This is a genomic window from Klebsiella sp. 1SOBk10mer, assembly GCF_046602535.1.
GTDB lineage: Bacteria > Pseudomonadota > Gammaproteobacteria > Enterobacterales > Enterobacteriaceae > Klebsiella > Klebsiella quasipneumoniae.
Map to the genome: position 1 here is coordinate 224,581 of NZ_JBKIUP010000005.1, position 20,594 is coordinate 245,174.

At 57.2% G+C, this 20,594-nt stretch carries 18 protein-coding genes and 1 pseudogene; 6 read left to right on the forward strand and 13 right to left on the reverse strand.

Annotation, left to right across the window (positions count from 1 at the left end; all coding sequences use genetic code 11):
- Nucleotides 1-56: 56 nt before the first annotated feature.
- The 4 genes and pseudogenes from lspA to ACLH1I_RS15445 all read right to left on the reverse strand — a co-directional run.
- Nucleotides 57-557: a signal peptidase II gene (gene lspA, locus ACLH1I_RS15430; protein ID WP_017901219.1), complete on the reverse strand. Its 501-nt coding sequence runs from the start codon at nt 555-557 to the stop codon at nt 57-59.
- On the reverse strand, nt 557-3,373 hold the full coding sequence (gene ileS / locus ACLH1I_RS15435; RefSeq protein WP_004204238.1) for an isoleucine--tRNA ligase: 2,817 nt from the start codon (nt 3,371-3,373) through the stop codon (nt 557-559). Before ileS ends, lspA begins: the two co-directional genes overlap by 1 nt.
- A 43-nt stretch (nt 3,374-3,416) precedes the next feature.
- Nucleotides 3,417-4,355 carry a bifunctional riboflavin kinase/FAD synthetase gene (gene ribF, locus ACLH1I_RS15440; protein ID WP_004204236.1) on the reverse strand — a complete coding sequence of 313 codons (939 nt, stop codon included), beginning with the start codon at nt 4,353-4,355 and terminating at the stop codon, nt 3,417-3,419.
- Between the two features lie 7 nt (nt 4,356-4,362).
- A pseudogene (locus ACLH1I_RS15445) lies at nt 4,363-4,568 on the reverse strand (DUF2575 domain-containing protein); the annotation flags it as partial.
- 116 nt (nt 4,569-4,684) lie between these two features.
- Between ACLH1I_RS15445 and rpsT the strand changes: the two are divergent.
- Complete coding sequence (gene rpsT / locus ACLH1I_RS15450; protein WP_002887965.1) at nt 4,685-4,948, forward strand: 30S ribosomal protein S20; 264 nt, start codon at nt 4,685-4,687, stop codon at nt 4,946-4,948.
- A 108-nt stretch (nt 4,949-5,056) separates the two neighbouring features.
- Here the strand turns inward: rpsT and nhaR are convergent, their stop codons facing one another.
- The 4 genes from nhaR to dnaK all read right to left on the reverse strand — a co-directional run bounded on the left by nhaR (nt 5,057) and on the right by dnaK (nt 10,496).
- Entirely contained in the window at nt 5,057-5,953 is an 897-nt protein-coding gene (nhaR, locus tag ACLH1I_RS15455) for a transcriptional activator NhaR (protein WP_002887961.1), read from the reverse strand.
- A 53-nt stretch (nt 5,954-6,006) separates the two neighbouring features.
- Nucleotides 6,007-7,182 (reverse strand): Na+/H+ antiporter NhaA, encoded by a 1,176-nt coding sequence (gene nhaA / locus ACLH1I_RS15460; RefSeq protein WP_017901221.1) that lies wholly within the window; start codon nt 7,180-7,182, stop codon nt 6,007-6,009.
- A gap of 176 nt (nt 7,183-7,358) precedes the next feature.
- A complete protein-coding gene (gene dnaJ, locus ACLH1I_RS15465; protein WP_002887955.1) occupies nt 7,359-8,492 on the reverse strand; it encodes a molecular chaperone DnaJ in 1,134 nt (377 codons plus the stop codon).
- 87 nt (nt 8,493-8,579) lie between these two features.
- Entirely contained in the window at nt 8,580-10,496 is a 1,917-nt protein-coding gene (gene dnaK, locus ACLH1I_RS15470; protein ID WP_004204234.1) for a molecular chaperone DnaK, read from the reverse strand.
- Nucleotides 10,497-10,892: 396 nt separating this feature from the next.
- On the opposite strand from dnaK, the gene ACLH1I_RS15475 reads away from it, so the two are divergent.
- The 3 genes from ACLH1I_RS15475 (at nt 10,893) to satP (ending at nt 12,730) form a co-directional block, all read left to right on the forward strand.
- Entirely contained in the window at nt 10,893-11,297 is a 405-nt protein-coding gene (locus tag ACLH1I_RS15475; RefSeq protein ID WP_151629139.1) for a DUF2541 family protein, read from the forward strand.
- 28 nt (nt 11,298-11,325) lie between these two features.
- Nucleotides 11,326-12,075, forward strand: coding sequence for an acidic protein MsyB (msyB, locus tag ACLH1I_RS15480; RefSeq protein ID WP_151629137.1), 750 nt, complete (start codon nt 11,326-11,328; stop codon nt 12,073-12,075).
- Between the two features lie 88 nt (nt 12,076-12,163).
- On the forward strand, nt 12,164-12,730 hold the full coding sequence (satP, locus tag ACLH1I_RS15485) for an acetate uptake transporter (RefSeq protein ID WP_004204231.1): 567 nt from the start codon (nt 12,164-12,166) through the stop codon (nt 12,728-12,730).
- A gap of 55 nt (nt 12,731-12,785) precedes the next feature.
- Here the strand turns inward: satP and ACLH1I_RS15490 are convergent, their stop codons facing one another.
- The 3 genes from ACLH1I_RS15490 to tal form a co-directional block, all read right to left on the reverse strand.
- Complete coding sequence (locus ACLH1I_RS15490; protein WP_004204230.1) at nt 12,786-14,087, reverse strand: MFS transporter; 1,302 nt, start codon at nt 14,085-14,087, stop codon at nt 12,786-12,788.
- Nucleotides 14,088-14,206: 119 nt separating this feature from the next.
- Nucleotides 14,207-14,794 carry a molybdopterin adenylyltransferase gene (mog, locus tag ACLH1I_RS15495; protein WP_004204229.1) on the reverse strand — a complete coding sequence of 196 codons (588 nt, stop codon included), beginning with the start codon at nt 14,792-14,794 and terminating at the stop codon, nt 14,207-14,209.
- Between the two features lie 99 nt (nt 14,795-14,893).
- Nucleotides 14,894-15,847 (reverse strand): transaldolase, encoded by a 954-nt coding sequence (gene tal / locus ACLH1I_RS15500; RefSeq protein WP_004204228.1) that lies wholly within the window; start codon nt 15,845-15,847, stop codon nt 14,894-14,896.
- 202 nt (nt 15,848-16,049) lie between these two features.
- Between tal and ACLH1I_RS15505 the strand changes: the two genes are divergently transcribed.
- Both ACLH1I_RS15505 and yaaA read left to right on the forward strand, forming a co-directional pair.
- The gene (locus ACLH1I_RS15505; protein WP_004204227.1) at nt 16,050-17,480 is read left to right on the forward strand and encodes an alanine/glycine:cation symporter family protein; all 1,431 of its coding nucleotides are present in this window, start codon (nt 16,050-16,052) and stop codon (nt 17,478-17,480) included.
- Nucleotides 17,481-17,557: 77 nt separating this feature from the next.
- Entirely contained in the window at nt 17,558-18,331 is a 774-nt protein-coding gene (gene yaaA, locus ACLH1I_RS15510; protein WP_009309177.1) for a peroxide stress protein YaaA, read from the forward strand.
- A gap of 48 nt (nt 18,332-18,379) precedes the next feature.
- Here the strand turns inward: yaaA and thrC are convergent, their stop codons facing one another.
- On the reverse strand, nt 18,380-19,660 hold the full coding sequence (gene thrC / locus ACLH1I_RS15515; RefSeq protein WP_151629135.1) for a threonine synthase: 1,281 nt from the start codon (nt 19,658-19,660) through the stop codon (nt 18,380-18,382).
- Nucleotides 19,661-19,663: 3 nt separating this feature from the next.
- A complete protein-coding gene (gene thrB, locus ACLH1I_RS15520) occupies nt 19,664-20,593 on the reverse strand; it encodes a homoserine kinase (protein WP_002887853.1) in 930 nt (309 codons plus the stop codon).
- Nucleotide 20,594: the final 1 nt, after the last annotated feature.

The window sequence follows — 20,594 nt, forward strand, 5'->3', positions numbered from 1 at the left end:
CGGGAGACCACACATTCTGTAGGCCGGGCAGGCGTGGCGCCACCCGGCATTAACATTTACACCTGCTCTTTTGCGGTCGGTTTCGGCAAGAAGCCTTCCAGCACAATCATCGCCGCGCCGATGCAGATAGCGCTATCGGCGAGGTTGAAAGTGGCGAAGTGCCAGTCGCCGACGTAGAAGTCGATCATATCGACCACAAAGCCGTGCCACAGGCGATCGAACAAGTTGCCCAGCGCGCCGCCAATAATCAGGGCGTAGGCAATATTGTTCAGCTTTTGCGTCGCCTTCGAACGGTACATCAGCACCGTCAGCACCACGCAAATGCCGATTGCGATCCCGGAAAAGAACCAGCGCTGCCAGCCGCCGCTGTCGGCGAGGAAGCTAAAGGCCGCGCCATAGTTGCGGGCATAATGCAGATTAAGCGACGGGAACAGCGGAACCGTCTCCCCCAGAGCGAAGTTCTGGAGGATCAGGAATTTGCTGCCCAGATCGATAATCAGCACGGCTACGACCACCCACAGCCAGCGTAGCCCCGTTGAACAGATCGATTTACTCATCAGGCGAATTTACGTTGCTCGCCGTCACCGGCGACGTTGCTCACACAGCGTCCGCAGATTTCCGCGTGTTCCGCCACCTTGCCGATATCGGTGGTGTAATGCCAGCAGCGCGGGCATTTCTCACCTTCAGCTTTACTCAATGCGACTTTCAGCCCTTTGAGCAGTTCGCTCTGCTGCGCATCAGCAGATGCGCTCGCATAATCTGCGACGTTCGCCCCGGAGGTCAACAGGACAAATCGCAATTCATCCCCCAGTGCGTTGAGCTTAGCGGCCAGGTCGGCATCAGCATACAGCGTCACCGCAGCTTCCAGCGAACCACCGACTTTCTTATCCGCACGCGCCTGCTCGATCACTTTGTTGACTTCGCCACGGACTTTCAGCAGCTCATCCCAGAAGCCGTCATTCATCGCTTCGTCGTCGGCCAGGCCGAAGAGACCCTGATACCATTCGCCGGTAAAGACGTATTTCTCACGCTCGCCCGGCAGGTAACCCCAGATTTCGTCCGCAGTGAAGGACATGATCGGCGCCATCCAGCGCACCAGCGCTTCCACGATGTGGAACAGCGCGGTCTGGCAGCTGCGACGCGCCACGCTGTCCGCCTTAGCGGTGTACTGGCGGTCTTTGATGATGTCGAGGTAGAACGAGCCCATCTCAATGGAGCAGAAGCGCATCAGGCGCTGCACCACTTCGTGGAAGTCGTAGGATTCGTAGGCTTTCAGGATATCTTCCTGTGCCGCCTGCGCGCAGCCGACCGCCCAGCGATCCAGCACCACCATCTCTTCCGGTTTGACCATGTCTTTTGCCGGATCGAAACCGTTCAGGTTCGCCAGCAGGAAGCGCGCGGTGTTACGGATACGACGATAGCTGTCCGCGGCGCGTTTGAGGATCTCGTCAGAGACCGCCATTTCGCCGGTGTAGTCGGTGGAAGCCACCCACAGTCGCAGGATGTCGGCGCCCAACTTGTTCATCACGTCCTGCGGGCTAACGGTGTTGCCGATAGACTTGGACATTTTGCGCCCCTGACCATCGACGGTGAAGCCGTGGGTCAGTACCTGACGATAGGGCGCTTTGCCTTTCATCGCCGTGGAAATCATCAGCGAGGACATGAACCAGCCACGATGCTGGTCGGAGCCTTCCAGATACATATCGGCGGCGTGACCGGCGAATTCCGGACGCACGTCAACCACGGAAGAGTGGGTCGATCCGGAGTCAAACCAGACGTCGAGGGTATCCGGCACTTTCTCGTAGCTGTCAGCGTCATCGCCAAGGATGTCGCGGGAATCGAGATCCCACCACGCCTGGATGCCGTCGACTTCAACACGCTTCGCGACTTCTTCCATCAACTCAAGGGTACGCGGGTGCAGTTCGTGGGTTTCTTTATGCACGAACAGCGACATCGGCACGCCCCAGGTACGCTGACGGGAGATACACCAGTCAGGACGGTTGGCGACCATCGATTCGATACGCGCCTGGCCCCAGTCCGGGATCCACTGCACGCCTTTGATCTCTTTCAGCGACTGCGCGCGCAGACCTTTCTGATCCATGCTCACGAACCACTGCGGGGTGGCGCGGAAGATGATCGGCGACTTGTGGCGCCAGCAGCACGGATAGCTGTGCTGCATTTTTTCCACATGCAGCAGCGCGCCGCGCTCACGCAGCATCTCAACGATGATATCGTTGGCTTTGAAGACGTTGATACCGTCCAGGGACGGATAGGTGCCTGGCAGATAAGCTCCGTCCGGGCCAACCGGGTTAGCGATTTCCAGACCGTATTTCTGGCTGATCGTGTAGTCGTCCGGACCGTGGCCGCCGGCGGTATGCACCGCGCCGGTACCGGCATCCAGCGTCACGTGGTCGCCAAGGATCGCCGGCACGTCGAAATCCAGGAACGGATGCTGGAAACGCATCAGTTCAAGCTCGGCGCCGTTCACCGCCGCCAGGATGGTGTAATCGGCCGCGCCAACGCGCTTCATCACGCTCTCGACCAGGTCTTTCGCCAGGATCAGCGCCTGACCGTCAACCTGCACCAGCGCATAGTCGAACTCCGGCGACAGGGAGATGGCACGGTTAGCCGGCAGGGTCCACGGAGTGGTGGTCCAGATAACCAGCGACACCGGGCCGTTGACGTCGGCGACGCCGAATTTCGCCAGCACCGCGGCTTTATCTACCGCGTGGAACGCCACGTCGATGGATGGGGAAGTCTTGTCGTAATACTCCACTTCCGCTTCCGCCAGCGCGGAACGGCAGTCTACGCACCAGTGCACCGGCTTGGCGCCTTTATGCAGATGGCCGTTGCCGATGATTTTGCCCAGCGCGCGAATGATATTGGCTTCGGTTTTGAAGTCCATGGTCAGGTACGGATGCGACCAGTCGCCCAGCACGCCGAGGCGAATAAAGTCTTTACGCTGGCCGTCGATCTGCTCGGCGGCATATTCGCGGCACTTGGCGCGGAATTCTGCTGCGGTGAACTTCTCACCCGGCTTGCCGTATTCCTGCTCTACTTTCAGCTCGATCGGCAGACCGTGGCAGTCCCAGCCCGGAACGTAAGGCGAGTCATAGCCCGTCAGTCCTTTGGACTTAACGATAATGTCTTTCAGAATCTTGTTTACCGAGTGACCAATATGAATGCTGCCATTCGCATAAGGAGGGCCATCATGCAGAATGAAGGTTTTTTTGCCTTTTTTGGCTGCACGAATGATGCCGTACAGGTCATCATCGGTCCAACGCGCCAGCATTCCCGGTTCGCGTTTGGCGAGGTCGCCACGCATAGGGAACCCTGTTTCCGGCAAATTCAGGGTCGATTTATAGTCACTCATCAGATTCTCGGTTCCGTATTTCGGTTTGATAAACACCAGTGGCTCAGGCCTGGCTGGTCAGCCCAAATAATTCGCGGGCCGTTAACTCATCACGTGCGATTTGCGCCTTCAGCTCGTCCAGCGACGCAAACCGCTGCTCATTACGTATCTTTTTACGCAGTACTACATTGATATGGCGACCGTAGAGGTCCATTACAACGTCCAACAGATGCACTTCGAGCTGCTGACGCACGCCCGCTACCGTTGGACGGGTGCCAATATTGGCGACACCGGCGATCGGTTTGTCGCCCAGACCTGTCACTTCTACCGCATAGACCCCTTTAACCGGGGAAACCTGACGACGCAGCGGTAAGTTCGCCGTCGGAAAACCTATGGTACGGCCCAGTTCGTCGCCATGCACGACGCGTCCGGAAATGCTAAACGGATGGCCGAGCAGCGTCTCCGCAAGAAGAAGATCGTCATCGGCCAGCGCCTGACGCACCGCCGTGCTGCTGATCCGTACCCCGCCTTCGCAGAAGGTTTGGGTGCTGGTGACGTCGAAGCCGTATTCCGCCCCCGCCTTTTGTAATAACAAGAAATCCCCCTGGCGACCAGCGCCAAAGCGGAAATCGTCACCGACGGCAAGGAACTGCACGCCCAGGCGGCGCACCAGCAGTTCACTGATAAAATCCTGCGCCGTCAGCGCGGCGAACCGGCGGTCGAAGCGAACGCACAGCACATAGTCGACCCCGCTTTCAGCCAGATAGCTCAGCTTTTCACGCAGGCGGGTCAACCGCGCCGGGGCTTTATCGGCGGCAAAAAGCTCGAGCGGCTGGGGTTCGAAAATCATCACCACCACCGGTAAACCGCGCTGGCGGCCCTCTTCGCGCAATCGCTGCAGCAGCGCCTGATGCCCACGATGCACGCCGTCAAAATTGCCAATGGTCAGCACGCACCCGTGCGGGGCCTGACTGAGATTATGTATGCCGCGTATCAGCTTCATGTCTGGCTCAAAACAGTGAAAATCGTCCGAGTATACCTTGTACAACTGTCAACGTTAACCAGCGATTGCTCCTCGGCAACGAAAGTTCTCAGGAATTCATTCACTCAGCGCGGGTAAGCGGGAAAACCGCCCGCCCCCGGCGATTTTTATGGTGGAAAAGCTGTATTCGCCTGCAACAAGCTGGTAGAATCTTGCGCCATCACTACGTAATGAAGCGCTGTGGTGTTAAACGGCGCTTATTTGCACAAATCCATTGACAAAAGAAGGCTAAACGGGCATATTCCTCGGCCTTTGAATTGTCCATATAGAACACATTTGGGAGTTGGACCTTGGCTAATATCAAATCAGCTAAGAAGCGCGCCGTTCAGTCTGAAAAGGCTCGCAAGCACAACGCTAGCCGTCGCTCTATGATGCGTACTTTCATCAAGAAAGTATACGCAGCTATCGAAGCTGGCGACAAAGCTGCTGCACAAAAAGCATTTAACGAAATGCAACCGATCGTGGACCGTCAGGCTGCTAAAGGTCTGATCCACAAAAACAAAGCTGCGCGTCATAAGGCTAACCTGACCGCTCAGATCAACAAACTGGCTTAATCGCTGCTTGTTGTCGCTTTGTGAAAAAACCCGCGAAAGCGGGTTTTTTTATGCCTGTCATCTTCCCCGCCCTGGCGCGACCTGAGCCACGCCAGCCACGCTTTCCGGCTATCTCGGTTCAGTAAACAGCGACGAATAATCGCGATTGCAGATGCGCTGTACCGCCGGATGCTGAATCATCCGTTCGGCGAAAATAGCGTGATACTCCTCCATCACACTATCCATGCGGCCAATTTCGACAATCGATTCGTCATGATAGAAATCATGCGCGTAGAGCGTCGGCGCGACAAATATCGCATTATGCGCAGCGCCAAAGGCTTTCATGAGCGCCGCGTCGTCAAACTCGCCGAGAATCTCCACCTTCAGACCCTGCACATTAATCCAGTTCAGCAGCTTACGTCCCAGCATCGATCGTCGGCCGGGGATTAGCAGCCGTCGCTCTTCGAGACAAGCCGGGAACGGCTTCGTCGGCGCCGGGTTCATACACCAGAAGCTGACGCTACACTCGCCAATCTTCACCGAAAACAGCCCTTCCTGCTGCGTCGAGTCGATCGGGCAGTCAGAGATAATCATATCGAGCTTATGCTGGCTCAACTGCTCCAGCAGCAGCTCATGGGTGGATTCAAAACAGCGCAGATGAATCTGCTCGCTTTCGACAACGGCGGCATCCAGCACGCCGCTGACCAGCCGCTTCGAGAGCGCATCGGCCACGCCGACGTCAAACAGCAGATTAGACTCTTTGCGATAGTTGACGATGTCGAGCATCTCCTGGCTCAGGGTAAACATCCGGTCGGCATAGCGGAAGACCAACTCCCCGAGCTCGCTCGGCTCCAGCCCTCTTCCCTTGCGCTTGAATAATTTACCCTGCAGACGCTCCTCCAGCGCTTTGATCTGCCCGGTAATGGTCTGCGGCGTCAGAAACAGCGCCTCCGCCGCGCCCACGACAGATCCTTCTTTATAGACGTGCCAGAAGTAGTACAGATGGTTGTAGTTGATATGTGACATGCTTCTCTCCCTGATAATGTCCTGGAGGGCCGGAGAGGCCCTCCGCAGAAAGGTTATACCGCGAGGCGAGTATCCGTCGCGCGCTGACGCAGTATGAGGTATCCGGTGACGGCCGATAACACTGAGCCGATCAAGATGCCAAGCTTGGCCCAGTTGATCAACGCGGGATCCACGTTGCCAAAGGCGAGACTGGCGATAAAAATCGACATCGTAAAGCCAATCCCGCACAGGATACCCACCGCCATAATCTGCCCGCAGGTGGTCCCCTCCGGCAGCGAGGCCCACTTCAGCTTCAGGGCCAGCCAGCAGAACAGGCTGATCCCCAGCGGCTTACCGATAAACAGGCCGGCCATGATGCCCAGAGGCAGCAGCGACGTCAGTCCATCAAGTGTGACCCCCTGCAACGAGACACCCGCGTTGGCAAAGGCAAACAGCGGTAGGATCATAAACGCGACCCACGGGTGCAGGACATGCTCAAGCGCTTTGGCCGGGGATTTACCCTGCTTTTCCTGTAACGGAATCATAAAGCCGACGATGACCCCGGCAAGCGTCGCGTGAACGCCGGACTTCAGCACCGCCGTCCACAGTACCGCGCCGACCAGAATATAGATCCCAGTGCGCCGCACGCCGCTCAGATTCAGGGCCACCAGCACCGCAATCGCCGCCGCCGCCACGCCCAGCGAGAGCATTGACAGGTCGTGGGTATAAAACAGCGCGATAATCACGATAGCCCCCAGGTCATCAATGATCGCCAGCGCCATCAGGAAAATCTTTAGCGCCGTCGGGACGCGGCTGCCTAACAGCGCCAGCACGCCAAGGGCAAAGGCAATATCCGTCGCTGCCGGGATCGCCCATCCCTCTCTGGCGACAGGATCCTGAGCGTTAAAGGCCAGATAGACCAGCGCCGGGACGATCATCCCGCCGAGCGCGGCAATCACTGGAAAGACCGCCTGACGACGACTCGCCAGCGAGCCCTGAATCAGCTCGCGTTTGACCTCGAGGCCAATCAGCAAGAAGAACACCGCCATCAGGGCATCATTGATCCAGAGCAGCATATTCTTGTTGATCTCCAGCGCCCCCACCCGCAGCTGTACAGGCGTATCAAGGAAGGAGTGATACAGACCGCTGGTCACGCTGGTATTGGCCATGACCATCGCCAGCACCGCGGCGATGATTAAGACAATGCCGCCGGAAGCATCGCTACTGAAGAATCGTTGCAGATGTTTCACTTTTACTTTCATCCTGTTGGTGAATAACTCGATAAAAGCATAATACACAAACTGATAACTCGAAAAAATCAGATTTAAGTTGAGTAAACATTCGATTTTTACGAATCAAAGAGGAGCGATAAGACAAAAAAAGCCCGGGCAGCAAAGGCCCGGGCCAGGAGTCAGCGAAAGCGGAATTAGCGGGTCAAATCGTCGAAGAACTTCTTCACACCGTCGAAGAAGCTTTTCGAACGCGGGCTGTTGTTTTCCCCGGTCGGGCCGCCGAAGCTTTCCTGCAGCTCTTTCAGCAGCTGCTTCTGCTTCTCGTTCAGCCCCACCGGCGTCTCCACCACCACCCGGCACAGCAGATCGCCCTGCGCGCCGCCGCGAACGGATTTCACGCCTTTGCCGCGCATGCGGAACAGTTTGCCGGTCTGGGTTTCGCCCGGAATCTTGAGATTGACGCGGCCGTCGAGCGTCGGGACCTCAATCTCGCCGCCCAGCGCTGCCATGGTGAAGTTGATCGGCACTTCGCAGTACAGGTTATTGCCTTCACGCTCAAAGATAGCGTGCTGCTTCACCTGGACCTGAACGTACAGATCGCCTGCCGGTGCGCCATGCTCGCCGGCTTCACCTTCGCCCGCCAGACGGATCCGGTCGCCGGTATCCACGCCTGCCGGGATTTTAACCGACAGGGTTTTGGTCTTCTCAACGCGGCCGTGACCATGACATTTATTGCACGGATCTTTAATCAGCGTACCGCGTCCCTGACAGTGCGGACAGGTCTGCTGTACCGCAAAGAAGCCCTGACGCATCTGGACCTGGCCTGCGCCATGACAGGTCGGACAGGTTTGCGGTTTGCTGCCAGCTTTGGCGCCGCTGCCGTGGCAGACGTCGCACTCTTCCAGCGTCGGAATACGGATCTCTTTGGTGACGCCACGTACCGCTTCTTCCAGCGTCAGCTCCATGTTGTAACGGAGATCGGCGCCGCGCGCCGCGCGCTGCCGGCCACGTCCGCCGCCAAAGATATCGCCGAAAACATCGCCAAAGATATCGCTGAAGTCCGCACCGCCGCCAAAACCGCCGCCGCCGCCCATGCCGCCCTGCTCAAAGGCCGCGTGGCCGTACTGATCGTAGGCCGCACGCTTCTGGGCATCAGTCAGGATTTCATACGCTTCTTTGATTTCTTTAAATTTGGCTTCGGCCTCTTTATCACCCTGATTGCGGTCCGGGTGATACTTCATGGCCAGGCGCTTATAAGCCTTTTTGATTTCACGCTCTTCCGCTGTTTTGGAGACGCCTAAAATCTCGTAGTAATCTTGCTTTGCCATCGGTGTTTTTCAGCCCCTTAACATGCGTGCACGGGCGGAGAGGAAACCTCTTCGCCCGTGCCAGTGTTTTACCCGTTCAAAGGGCGATTATTTTTTATCTTTCACTTCTTCGAACTCAGCGTCGACAACATCGTCGTCTTTCGCGTTGCTCGCCTGAGCGTCAGCGGAACCCGCCTGCTGCTGAGCATGCTGCTGCTGGGCGATTTCCATCAGCTTCTGGGAAGCCTGCGCCAGCGCCTGCATTTTCGCTTCGATGTCCGCTTTGTCTTCACCTTTCAGCGAAGTTTCCAGCGCGGTCAGCGCAGACTCAATGGCAGTTTTGTCGTCAGCCGGCAGTTTATCGCCTGCTTCTTCAACCTGCTTGCGAGTGCTGTGCAGCAGATGGTCGCCCTGGTTGCGGGTCTGTACCAGCTCTTCGAACTTACGGTCAGATTCGGCGTTAGCTTCCGCTTCGCGAACCATTTTCTGAATTTCTTCTTCATTCAGACCGGAAGACGCTTTGATGGTGATCTTCTGCTCTTTACCGCTGTTTTTGTCTTTCGCGGAGACGTGCAGGATACCGTCAGCATCGATGTCAAAGGTCACTTCGATCTGCGGCATGCCGCGCGGCGCCGGGTTGATACCATCCAGGTTGAACTGACCCAGAGATTTGTTATCAGACGCGCGTTTACGCTCACCCTGCAGCACATGGATGGTGACCGCAGACTGGTTGTCTTCAGCGGTAGAGAACACCTGGCTGTGCTTGGTCGGGATGGTGGTGTTTTTGCTGATCAGCGCAGTCATCACGCCGCCCATGGTTTCGATACCCAGCGACAGCGGGGTCACGTCGAGCAGCAGAACGTCTTTCACATCACCAGTCAGTACACCGCCCTGAACGGCAGCACCGATCGCCACGGCTTCATCCGGGTTAACGTCTTTACGCGGTTCTTTACCAAAGAACTCGGCCACTTTCTTCTGCACCATCGGCATACGAGTCTGACCACCAACGAGGATCACGTCGTTGATATCGGAAACGGACAGACCGGCATCCTGCAGGGCTACTTTCAGCGGCTCGATGGAACGGTTAACCAGGTCTTCTACCAGGCTTTCCAGTTTCGCGCGAGTCACTTTGATGTTCATATGTTTCGGACCGGTCGCATCTGCAGTGATGTACGGCAGGTTAACGTCGGTCTGCTGAGCAGAAGACAGTTCAATCTTCGCTTTCTCAGCGGCTTCTTTCAGACGCTGCATCGCCAGCGGGTCGTTACGCAGGTCAATGCCCTGATCTTTCTTAAATTCATCAACGAGGTAGTTGATCAGACGGGTATCGAAGTCCTCGCCGCCCAGGTGGGTGTCACCGTTGGTCGCCAGTACTTCGAAGGTTTTTTCGCCATCCACTTCGTCGATTTCGATAATAGAGATATCGAAAGTACCACCACCGAGGTCGTAAACCGCGATAGTACGGTTGCCCACTTCTTTATCCAGACCGTACGCCAGCGCGGCCGCGGTCGGTTCGTTGATGATACGTTTGACTTCCAGACCGGCGATACGGCCAGCATCTTTGGTGGCCTGACGTTGCGCATCGTTGAAGTAAGCCGGTACGGTGATAACCGCTTCAGTTACCGGTTCACCCAGGTAATCTTCAGCCGTTTTCTTCATTTTTTTCAGCACTTCAGCAGAGATCTGCGGCGGTGCAGTTTTGGTGCCTTTCACATCCAGCCATGCGTCGCCATTGTCTGCGGCAACAATTTTGTATGGCATGATAGAAACGTCACGCTGAACTTCTTCGTCCTGGAAGCGGCGGCCAATCAGGCGTTTAATCGCAAACAGGGTGTTTTGCGGGTTTGTCACTGCCTGACGTTTAGCCGGCTGACCAACCAGAGTTTCACCATCCTGGGTATAGGCAATGATAGAAGGCGTGGTGCGATCGCCTTCGGCGTTCTCCAGCACGCGTGCAGTAGTGCCATCCATAATCGCTACACAAGAGTTGGTAGTACCCAGGTCGATACCAATAATTTTACCCATCTAAACGTCTCCACTAAAAATTCGATCAACATGTGGTTGTGAACCTGTAATAAGGGCGAAACCTGCGGTTTCAACTGCCCAGACATCATTTTTTTTCAGGTTCTTCACTGCGGTTGACTACAAGATGGGGTCGCCCACCCCGGCATCAAGGGGCAAGTAGAAAAATTTTTTGCCGGGGACCAGCCGACGCCCTCGCCCCCTGTCGCCGATGGCTCAGCAAAGGATATTGCCGGGCGGCCAAAAAGATGGCGAAACATCCATATAAATAACGAATAAAATAACCAAATATATTCATAATATCATTGACATAAAACGCAATACTTGTGCGCTAAAAGCCCCGTTTTCGCAGTGATAAGATCCCCGCCCTCGCACTTTATTTATTCAGGGGACAGATTAATGAAATCACTATTCCGGCTTTCAGCGGGGCTTATCCTTAGCGTGTCAATTATCACCTCGGCGACCGCCAACGACCATAAGATCCTCGGCGTGATCGCCATGCCGCGCAATGAGACCAACGATCTGACGCTGAAGCTCCCCGTCTGCCGGGTGGTCAAACGTATTCAGCTCAGCGCCGAGCGCGGCGATATACAGCTCTCCGGAGCAACCGTCTACTTTAAGGCCAGCCACGGCGCCAGCCACACGCTGAACGTGCCCGCCGGGATCAAAGAGGGCAACACCACCGGCTGGATCACCCTCAACAGCGATAACGACAACAAGCGCTGTGTGAAAAAAATCGCCTTCTCAGGCCACACGGTCAATTCCTCAGATATGGCCTCACTGAAAATTATCGGCGACGACTAACGTCGTCCCCTGCCCGAGAGAAAACGTTATGCGTATTAATTATCTGGATGATGACGATCTCGCCTTTCTGCCTGAGTGCAGCGAGGCGCATCTGGAAGCGTTTACCCGTATTCTGACCCACGGGGAAAATGGCAAACCCCGTCTCTCCAGTACGCTGCTGCGCAACGAAACCTTTCTGTCTATGGAGGGCCACCCGGATCGCTATCGCCGCAACTGGCAGTTGATCGCCGGCGAGCTACAGCATTTCGGCGGCGACAGCATCGCCAATACGCTGCGCCGCCATGGCAAATTTTATCGCGCCATCCTGCTGGATGTGTGTAAGAGGCTGAAGGCAAAGGTCGATAAACAGATGACGACGCCGCAGATCGAGCAACAGTTGTTGACGCATTTTCTGCAGCACAGCTGGAATAAGCTGGATGCGGAACAAAAAACGCAGTTTCTCGCCGCGGTGGAGTGCCGGAGTCTTGAGCTGGAAAGCCTGCTGCCCCATCTGTTGAGACGCCGCAAGCTGAGTGAAGGCGTTGCCCTGCTACTGGATGAGCGGTTAACCGCCATCCTGCGCACGCACGCCGCCGTGAGCGTCATCGGTCATGGCCTGGTACGCGGCGCCGGGCTGGGGGGGCCGCTTGGCGCCGCGCTGAACAGCGTGAAAGCGGTGAGCGGCAGCGCTTATCGGGTCACCATCCCCGCGGTCCTGCAAATTGCCTGTTTACGACAAATGCTCCACTCGTCGTCGGGCGCAACTGAAATTGGTGAAAAATACCCCGCCAGATCATAGACAGCCTTTACGCGCCTCATTATTATGCCGCGCCCCGCCGCCAAGTCGCGGGGTAATGCTTCCCTTTTAATGATAATTTTGAGGAATTATGGGCAACACTAAGTTGGCTAATCCGGCACCGCTGGGCCTTATGGGCTTCGGCATGACCACTATTCTGCTTAATCTGGCGAATAGCGGCCTCTTCGCATTCGATGTAGCTATCCTGGCGATGGGCATTTTTTACGGTGGCATTGCGCAAATTTTTGCCGGCCTGCTGGAATACAAAAAAGGCAACACCTTTGGCTTGACCGCTTTTACCTCCTACGGCAGCTTCTGGCTGACGCTGGTTGCTATCCTTCTGATGCCGAAAATGGGCCTGGCTGATGCGCCGAACGCGCACTTCCTCGGCATGTATCTCGGCCTGTGGGGTATTTTTACGTTGTTCATGTTCTTCGGCACACTGAAAGCCGCACGTATGCTGCAGTTCGTGTTCCTGAGCCTGACGGTGCTGTTCGCGCTGCTGGCGATTGGGCATCTGGTAGATAACGAAGGCATCGTGAAAGTAGCCGGCTGGATCGGCCTGATCTGCGGCGCCAGCGCCATTTACCTGGCGATGGGCGAAGTGCTGAACGAGCAGTTCGGCCGCACCGTGTTGCCGATCGGCGAACCGCGTTAATCTTCCGCCGCCGCCCTATGACAGGGCGGCGGCTGGTCATCATCGGCAAACCTGCTTAGCGCTGCAGCTCCCCTTCCGGCAACCTCGCCGCCGTCAGCCCCTGACGCAGCCAGATACCTAATCCCAAGCCCATCAGCGACAAGGCCAGCACATACCAGGCCGGGGCCATCGGCGACACCCCCATCAGCATCGTGACGGCAATCGGCGTCAGGCCGCCAAAAATCGCGTACGACAGATTGTAGGAAAAGGAAATGCCGGTGAAGCGCACTTCCGCCGGGAAGGCCCGCACCATGACATAAGGCACCGCCCCCACCACGCCCACGCAGAGTCCCACCGTACCGTACAGCAGAAACAGCCGCTGCGGGCTGGCGCCGGACAGGTGATAAAATGCCCAGCTGGCAACCGCCAGCAGCAGGCTGCCGACGATAAAGGTGCGGCTGGCGCCGAAGCGGTCCGCCGCCAGCCCGGCGAGCAGACAGCCGATGCACAACATAATCGTGGCAATGCTGTTGGCCTGCAGGGTCATCGCCGGGGCGAAGCCATAGTGTTTCTGTAGCCAGACCGGCGACATCAGGATCACCACCACCACGCCTGCCGACAGCAGCCAGGTCAGCAGCATAGAGACCGCCACCGCCTTCTGGTGCTTGAGGACGACCGCCTTTACCGGCAGTTCCTGCGCCAGCGCTTTGCGCTGCTGCATCTCAAGAAAAATCGGCGTCTCCTGCAGCCAGCGGCGCAGATACATCGCCACCAGGCCAAATACGCCCCCCAGCAGGAAGGGGATCCGCCAGCCGCCGTCGTGGATCCCCTGCGGCGTCAGGCTGGTGTTGATAAGCGTCGCCACCACCGATCCCAGCAGGATGCCTACGGTCAGGCCGGCCGTCAGCGTGCCGCAGGCGATACCAATGCGTTTTTCCGGAACATGCTCGGCGACAAACACCCAGGCGCCAGGCACCTCGCCGCCGATCGCCGCCCCCTGCAGAATACGCATCAGCAGCAACAGCAGCGGCGCGACGATACCCACCGAGCTGTAGGTCGGCAGCAGACCAATCGCCAGGGTCGGCACCGCCATCAGCAGAATGCTGAGGGTAAACATTTTTTTACGCCCTACCAGATCGCCAAAGTGGGCCATGATGATCCCCCCCAGCGGACGCGCCAGGTAACCGGCGGCGAAAATGCCAAAGGTCTGTACCTGGCGCAGCCATTCCGGAATATCCGCGGGGAAGAAGAGCTCGCCGACGACGGCGGCGAAGAAAACGAAGATGATAAAGTCATAAAACTCCAGCGCGCCGCCAAGGGCGGCCAGCGTTAGCGTTTTATAATCCTGGCGGTTGAGCGGTCGGTTTGCATATGACATAACGCGATTTCATCCTGAGGTGTGCAGCGTATTTTATAGTGTGTAAAGTAAACAGCACTATATCGTAAATAAAACGGCACACCATCAGCGATGCAGGTTATGTCACAAATGCATCAAATTCAGGATAAAGTTTCGCGTCTGGCGCTTTTTGGACGAAATGCTTCTACCACACGGCCATCGGTTTCCACATAAGGCCCCTCCAGCAACTGTACACAATAAGGTACACTTGCGAAAATACCGTGCACCAGCACGTTGCCGTCAGCATCTTTCACCCCTTCCAGGGTCTCCTGAATCGCTTTCGGTTGTCCGGGTAGATTGAGGATCAGCGCCTGCTTGCGGATCACCCCGACCTGCCGGGAAAGGATCGCCGTCGGCACAAAGTGTAGGCTAACCTGGCGCATTTGCTCGCCGAAGCCCGGCATCTCGCGATCGGCAATCGCCAGCGTGGCGTCGGGCGTCACATCGCGACGCGCAGGGCCGGTTCCGCCGGTGGTCAGCACCAGGTGGCACCCCATCTCGTCAACCAGTTCGCACAGCGTTTGCTCAATAATGACCTGCTCATCCGGAATCAGGCGAGTCTGCAGTTCAAAAGGGGTAGTGAGGGCACGCGCCAGCCACTCTTCCAGTGCCGGGATGCCTTTGTCCTGATAGACGCCGCTGGAGGCGCGATCGGAAATGGAAACTAAGCCGATTCGTAAGGTATTCATGGTTATTCCGTTCAAACTGTAGCGTTAAACGAAATGATACACTGCTGCTGGCGGGACAGACAGTGTAATGTGGCCGACGGGCGTCGGCCACCTGCAGGATTACAGCAGTTCGCCGATCATTTTTTCCAGTTTTTCCTGGTCGATCGCAAACTTACGGATACCTTCCGCCAGTTTGTCTACCGCCATCGGATCCTGGTTATGCTGCCACAGGAACTCAGATTCGGTAATACGCTCCGGACGCGCTTTCACTTCACCGGTGTACACCAGTTTACGCTCAACGGCCCCTTCGCTTTCGGACAGCTCTTTCAGCAGCGCTGGCGCGATGGTCAGGCGGTCACAGCCAGCCAGTTCGAGAATTTCACCAACGTTACGGAAGCTGGCGCCCATCACTACGGTTTCATAACCGTGCTGCTTGTAGTACTCGTAGATTTCGCTGACGGAAACCACGCCCGGATCTTCTGCCGGCGCATACTCTTTCTTATCGGTGTTGGCTTTGTACCAGTCGAGGATACGACCAACGAACGGCGAAATCAGGAAGACGCCTGCTTCGGCGCAAGCACGAGCCTGAGCGAAGGAGAACAGCAGGGTCAGGTTGCAGTTGATGCCTTCTTTTTCCAGCTGCTCAGCGGCGCGAATGCCCTGCCAGGTGGAAGCCAGCTTGATCAGAATACGATCGTTGCTGATGCCCGCGTCGTTATACAGCTTGATAATGCGCTTAGCTTTGGCGATAGACGCTTCGGTGTCGTAGGAGAGACGTGCATCCACTTCGGTGGAGATACGGCCCGGGATCAGTTTCAGAATTTCGAGACCGATGTTCACCGCCAGCTTATCGGAAGCATCAAGGATCTGCTGTGCGCGATCGCTGCTCTGGCTACGAGCCCAGGCCACAGCGTCGTCAATCAGCTTACGGTACTCAGGGATCTGAGCCGCGCCGAGGATCAGGGAAGGGTTGGTGGTGGCATCCTGAGGCTGATACAGCTTCATTGCCGCAATATCTCCGGTGTCAGCGACGACAGTGGTGTACTGACGCAGAGAAGTTAATTTATCCGTCATGATATATTTCTCTTAAACAGCAGTTAAGGGGATGTAACCGGTCTGCCCAGATGATAACACGCTGCCGGGTCAGCGCAACCGCCGACGAGAGAAGAGCGCAGAGTGTGATAAACTATGCAGATTAATTTGCTGAAAGCGCAAGGATTGTCACTTAATTGGTAACGCTTACACTGGCGTGCCGGCATGGACAAGAGGATGTTTAATGCCTGATTTTCTCTCATTTATCAATGAAATACTCTGGGGCTCAGTGATGATTTATCTGCTACTGGGCGCAGGGATCTGGTTTAGCTGGCAAACCCGGGGTATTCAGTTCCGTTACGTGCGCAAATTTAGCCGCAGTCTGAAAAAAAGCCTGCACCCGCAGCCGGGCGGTTTAACCTCTTTTCAGGCGTTATGTACCAGTCTTGCCGCCAGGGTTGGCAGCGGTAATCTTGCCGGCGTCACGCTGGCCATCGCCGCCGGCGGACCCGGAGCGGTATTCTGGATGTGGGTCTCCGCCCTGCTCGGCATGGCCAGCAGCTTCGCCGAATGTTCCCTTGCCCAGTTGTATAAAGAACGCGATAGCCGCGGTCAGTTCCGCGGCGGCCCGGCCTGGTATATGGCGCGCGGGCTCGGCATGCGCTGGATGGGCGTGCTGTTTTCGATCCTCCTGCTGCTGGCCTATGGCTTTATCTTCAATACCGTGCAGGCCAACTCCGTGGCTCATGCCCTGCGCTATGCGTTCGATCTACCGGCGGCGGTCAGCGGCGGCGTGCTGGCGGTTGTCGTTCTGCTGGCCATCCTCCGCGGTTTACGCGGCGTGGCGCGCCTGATGCAGTGGATAGTGCCCATCATGGCGCTGCTGTGGATCGCCACCAGCCTGCTTATCGGCCTGTGGCATATCACCGCCCTGCCGACGATTTTCGCCACCATCTTTCGCTGCGCCTTCGGCTGGCAGGAAGCCGCCGCCGGCGCGGTGGGCTACACCATCAGCCAGGCGCTGACCAGCGGCTTTCAGCGCGGCATGTTCTCCAATGAAGCAGGGATGGGCTCTTCGCCTAACGCCGCCGCAGCCGCCGCCTCATGGCCGCCACACCCGGCGGCGCAGGGTATCGTGCAGATGATTGGCGTGTTTATCGATACCATCGTGATCTGTACCGCCAGCGCGATTATCGTCATGCTGGCGCCGCGGCCCGACAATGAATATACGCTCAATGGTATTCAGGACTTGCAACACGCGATGAGCGTGCTGGTCGGCGGCTGGGGAGCGGATTTTATCGCCCTCATCGTGCTACTGTTCGCTTTTAGCTCTATCGTGGCCAACTACGTGTATGCGGAAAATAATCTGATCTTTCTGCATCTGGATAAGCCGCGTTATATCTGGGGTCTGCGGATACTCACCGTCCTGATGGTGCTGTTGGGGACCCTGGTTAGCCTGCCGGTCGTCTGGCAGAGCGCGGATATCATTATGGCGCTGATGGCGATGACCAACCTGACGGCCATCCTGCTGCTCTCCCCGACGGTGCGAATTATCGCCAGTGATTATCTGCGTCAGCGCCAGCTGGGCATCCAGCCCACTTTTGATGCATCGCGCTATCCCGAGATTCACCAGCAGCTGGCCCCGGGCGCGTGGAATGAACTGCCGCGCGAATAACGCGGCAATCGCAGCTATCGATCCCACCATGCACTTTTTTTGTTAAAATTCGTCGAAATTACCTGCAAGGACTGGATATGCTGATTCTGATTTCACCTGCTAAAACGCTCGATTATCAAAGCCCGCTGGCAACGACTCGCTATACCCAGCCCGAACTCCTCGAGTATTCTCAAGAGCTTATCAGCATCGCCCGTCAGCTGACCGCGCCGCAAATCGGCAAGCTGATGAGCATCAGCGACAAGCTGGCGGATCTGAACGCCACCCGTTTCCACGACTGGCACCCTGACTTTACGCCGCAAAATGCCCGCCAGGCGATCCTCGCCTTTAAGGGCGATGTCTACACCGGCCTGCAGGCAGAGACGCTCACTGAGGACGACTTTGACTTCGCCCAGCGACACCTGCGCATGCTCTCCGGCCTGTATGGCGTGCTGCGCCCGCTGGACCTGATGCAGCCCTACCGCCTGGAGATGGGGATCCGTCTGGAAAACCCGCGCGGTAAAGATCTGTACCAGTTCTGGGGCGATACCATTACCGAGAAGCTGAATCAGGCGCTGCAGGCTCAGGGCGACGATATCGTCATCAACCTGGCTTCCGATGAGTATTTTAAATCGGTGAAAACGCAAAAATTGCAGGGCCAGCTGATCAAGCCGGTCTTCCTCGATGAGAAGAACGGCAAATTCAAAGTGATCAGCTTCTATGCCAAGAAAGCCCGTGGCCTGATGAGCCGCTACATTATTGAAAATCGCTTAACCCAGCCGGAGCAGCTGAAATCCTTTAATAGCGAAGGCTATTTCTTTGATGCGGAGGCATCGGAGAAAGGCGAACTGGTGTTTAAACGCCACGAGCAGTAAGTAAGCGTCCCCCTGCGGCGTTCGACGCGACAGGGGGACGGTAAGGATTTAGCCCATCATCAGCTTACGCAGCGCGGCGAAATCCGCCGGCAGGTTGTGAGACAGCAGCGGCAGGTCGGCGCGGTCGGCCAGCTCTTTCGGCAGCGGCAGGGTCTCCTGCAGGATCTCCTCCACGCTCTCTTTGAACTTCGCCGGATGGGCGGTGCCGAGGAACAGACCGTACTCTCCCGGCTGCAGCTGATCGCGCAGCGCGCGCCAGGCAATCGCCGCGTGCGGCTCAGAGATGTAGCCGATGGCCTTCAGCTCGCGCATTGCCGCTTTGGTGGTCTCATCATCGACCGCGGCATAGCCCAGCTCGCTGAGACGCCAGATTTTACGGCGGAACAGCTCTTCGACACGCGGCCAGTTGTTCGGCTGGCTGACGTCCATGGCGTTGGACAGCGTCGCCTGGGTGGCTTTTGGCGCCCACTCGCCGCCCTGCAGATAGCGCGGAACAGTGTCGTTGGCGTTGGTGGCTGCGATAAAGCGTTTGATCGGCAGACCCAGCGACTTCGCCAGCAGACCGGCGGTCAGATCGCCGAAGTTGCCGCTCGGCACAGAAATCACCAGCTGATTGCGGGCTTCCTGCGGCAGCTGCGCCGCCGCTTCGAAGTAGTAGCAGATCTGCGCCAGCAGGCGGCTGATGTTAATGGAGTTAGCCGAGTTCAGCCCCAGCGTCGCCTTCAGTTCTTCATCGTCAAACGCCTGCTTCACCAGCGCCTGGCAGGCGTCGAAGTCGCCGTCAATCGCCACGGTTTCGATGTTGCCGCCGAGAGTACAGAACAGCTTCTCCTGCAGCGGGCTGATCTTGCCGCGCGGATAGAGGATCACCACCTTAACGTTCGGCAGACCATAGAAAGCATGCGCCACCGCCGCACCAGTATCGCCAGAGGTCGCCGTGAGGATGGTGACCGGCTTGTCGCCCGCAATGTGGGTCAGCATCTGCGCCATAAAGCGGCCGCCGAAATCCTTGAACGCCAGCGTGGGGCCATGGAACAGTTCCAGACAGCCGACATCCTCCTGAACCTTGCTCACCGGCGCCGGAAACGCAAACGCCGCGCGGACCCGCTGCTGCAGGACATCCTGCGGGATCTCATCGCCGATAAAGGCGGATAAAATTTTGGCGCTGCGGGTGACAAAGTCCTGCGCCAGCATATCGTCGATTTCAGTCAGGCTGAATTCCGGCAGAACGTGCGGAAAGAACAGGCCCTGATGCTTGCCAAGTCCCTGGGTAACGGCCTGCGCAAAGCTGACCTGCTCATTGTGATCTTTTAAGTTATACAGTTTCATTGGTTATCCCACTACGCGTGCGCCCGCCGTATCCAGCCGGCAAATATGAACAAAGCCTTCCTGATTCTGTAGATAGTGCGCGCCAAGCCAGTCGGCGACGCGCTGTGCGGTGTCCGGCTTATCGCACAACGCGAATAGCGTTGGGCCAGAGCCGGAGATGCCGCAAGCCTGGGCGCCCATCTCCATGGCCGCCTGACGCGCTTCGCTAAAGCCCGGCAGCAGTTTGGTTCGGTACGGTTCGGCAATCACATCTTTCATCAATTTTGCCGCCAGCTGCGGCTGGCGGGTGTAGCAGGCATGAATAAAGCCCGCGAGGTGGCGACCATGGGCGATACAATCCTGACGGCGGTACTGCGCCGGCAGAATCGCCCGCGCTTCGGCGGTGGAGACTTTAATCCCCGGATAGGCCAGCACCCACAGCCACTCATCAAACCCGGGCACCTGCTGGCTGATAATCCCATTCTCTTCGATCATCAACTGCATGCCGCCAAGATAGCACGGCGCCACGTTGTCGTAGTGAATGCTGCCGGAGATACGCCCTTCCATCTCCCCCATCAGCGCCAGCATGCGCGTCTCGTTCAGCGGCTTACCGCAAAACTCGTTCATCGCCACCAGCGCGGCGACCACCGAGCAGGCGCTGGAACCCAGCCCGGAACCAATCGGCATGTTTTTTTCCAGCGTCATAGCCACCGGCACCGTCTTACCGATCTCCCGGCAAAAGCTTTCCCAGCACTGGTAAACAATGTTCTCCTGCGGCGCCGTCGGCAGTTTGCTGGCGAAGCGTCCCAGATTCTGCAGGCTGAATTGCTCCGCCGCTTCGACAGTGACGTTGTCGCCAAGCAGCGTGCCATCGACCGGCGTGACCGCCGCGCCCAACACATCAAACCCGACGCTCATATTGGCACTGGAAGCCGGGGCATATACTTTGACCATC

Bases quoted from the DNA above. Each gene is read 5' to 3' on its own strand.
- satP (WP_004204231.1), top strand. From the start codon at position 12,164: ATGGGCAACACTAAGTTGGCTAATCCGGCACCGCTGGGCCTTATGGGC.
- dnaJ (WP_002887955.1), bottom strand. From the start codon at position 8,492: ATGGCAAAGCAAGATTACTACGAGATTTTAGGCGTCTCCAAAACAGCG.
- msyB (WP_151629137.1), top strand. From the start codon at position 11,326: ATGCGTATTAATTATCTGGATGATGACGATCTCGCCTTTCTGCCTGAG.
- ACLH1I_RS15475 (WP_151629139.1), top strand. From the start codon at position 10,893: ATGAAATCACTATTCCGGCTTTCAGCGGGGCTTATCCTTAGCGTGTCA.
- lspA (WP_017901219.1), bottom strand. From the start codon at position 557: ATGAGTAAATCGATCTGTTCAACGGGGCTACGCTGGCTGTGGGTGGTC.
- ileS (WP_004204238.1), bottom strand. From the start codon at position 3,373: ATGAGTGACTATAAATCGACCCTGAATTTGCCGGAAACAGGGTTCCCT.
- ACLH1I_RS15490 (WP_004204230.1), bottom strand. From the start codon at position 14,087: ATGTCATATGCAAACCGACCGCTCAACCGCCAGGATTATAAAACGCTA.
- ribF (WP_004204236.1), bottom strand. From the start codon at position 4,355: ATGAAGCTGATACGCGGCATACATAATCTCAGTCAGGCCCCGCACGGG.
- thrC (WP_151629135.1), bottom strand. From the start codon at position 19,660: ATGAAACTGTATAACTTAAAAGATCACAATGAGCAGGTCAGCTTTGCG.
- tal (WP_004204228.1), bottom strand. From the start codon at position 15,847: ATGACGGATAAATTAACTTCTCTGCGTCAGTACACCACTGTCGTCGCT.
- dnaK (WP_004204234.1), bottom strand. From the start codon at position 10,496: ATGGGTAAAATTATTGGTATCGACCTGGGTACTACCAACTCTTGTGTA.
- ACLH1I_RS15505 (WP_004204227.1), top strand. From the start codon at position 16,050: ATGCCTGATTTTCTCTCATTTATCAATGAAATACTCTGGGGCTCAGTG.
- mog (WP_004204229.1), bottom strand. From the start codon at position 14,794: ATGAATACCTTACGAATCGGCTTAGTTTCCATTTCCGATCGCGCCTCC.
- yaaA (WP_009309177.1), top strand. From the start codon at position 17,558: ATGCTGATTCTGATTTCACCTGCTAAAACGCTCGATTATCAAAGCCCG.
- thrB (WP_002887853.1), bottom strand. From the start codon at position 20,593: ATGGTCAAAGTATATGCCCCGGCTTCCAGTGCCAATATGAGCGTCGGG.
- nhaR (WP_002887961.1), bottom strand. From the start codon at position 5,953: ATGTCACATATCAACTACAACCATCTGTACTACTTCTGGCACGTCTAT.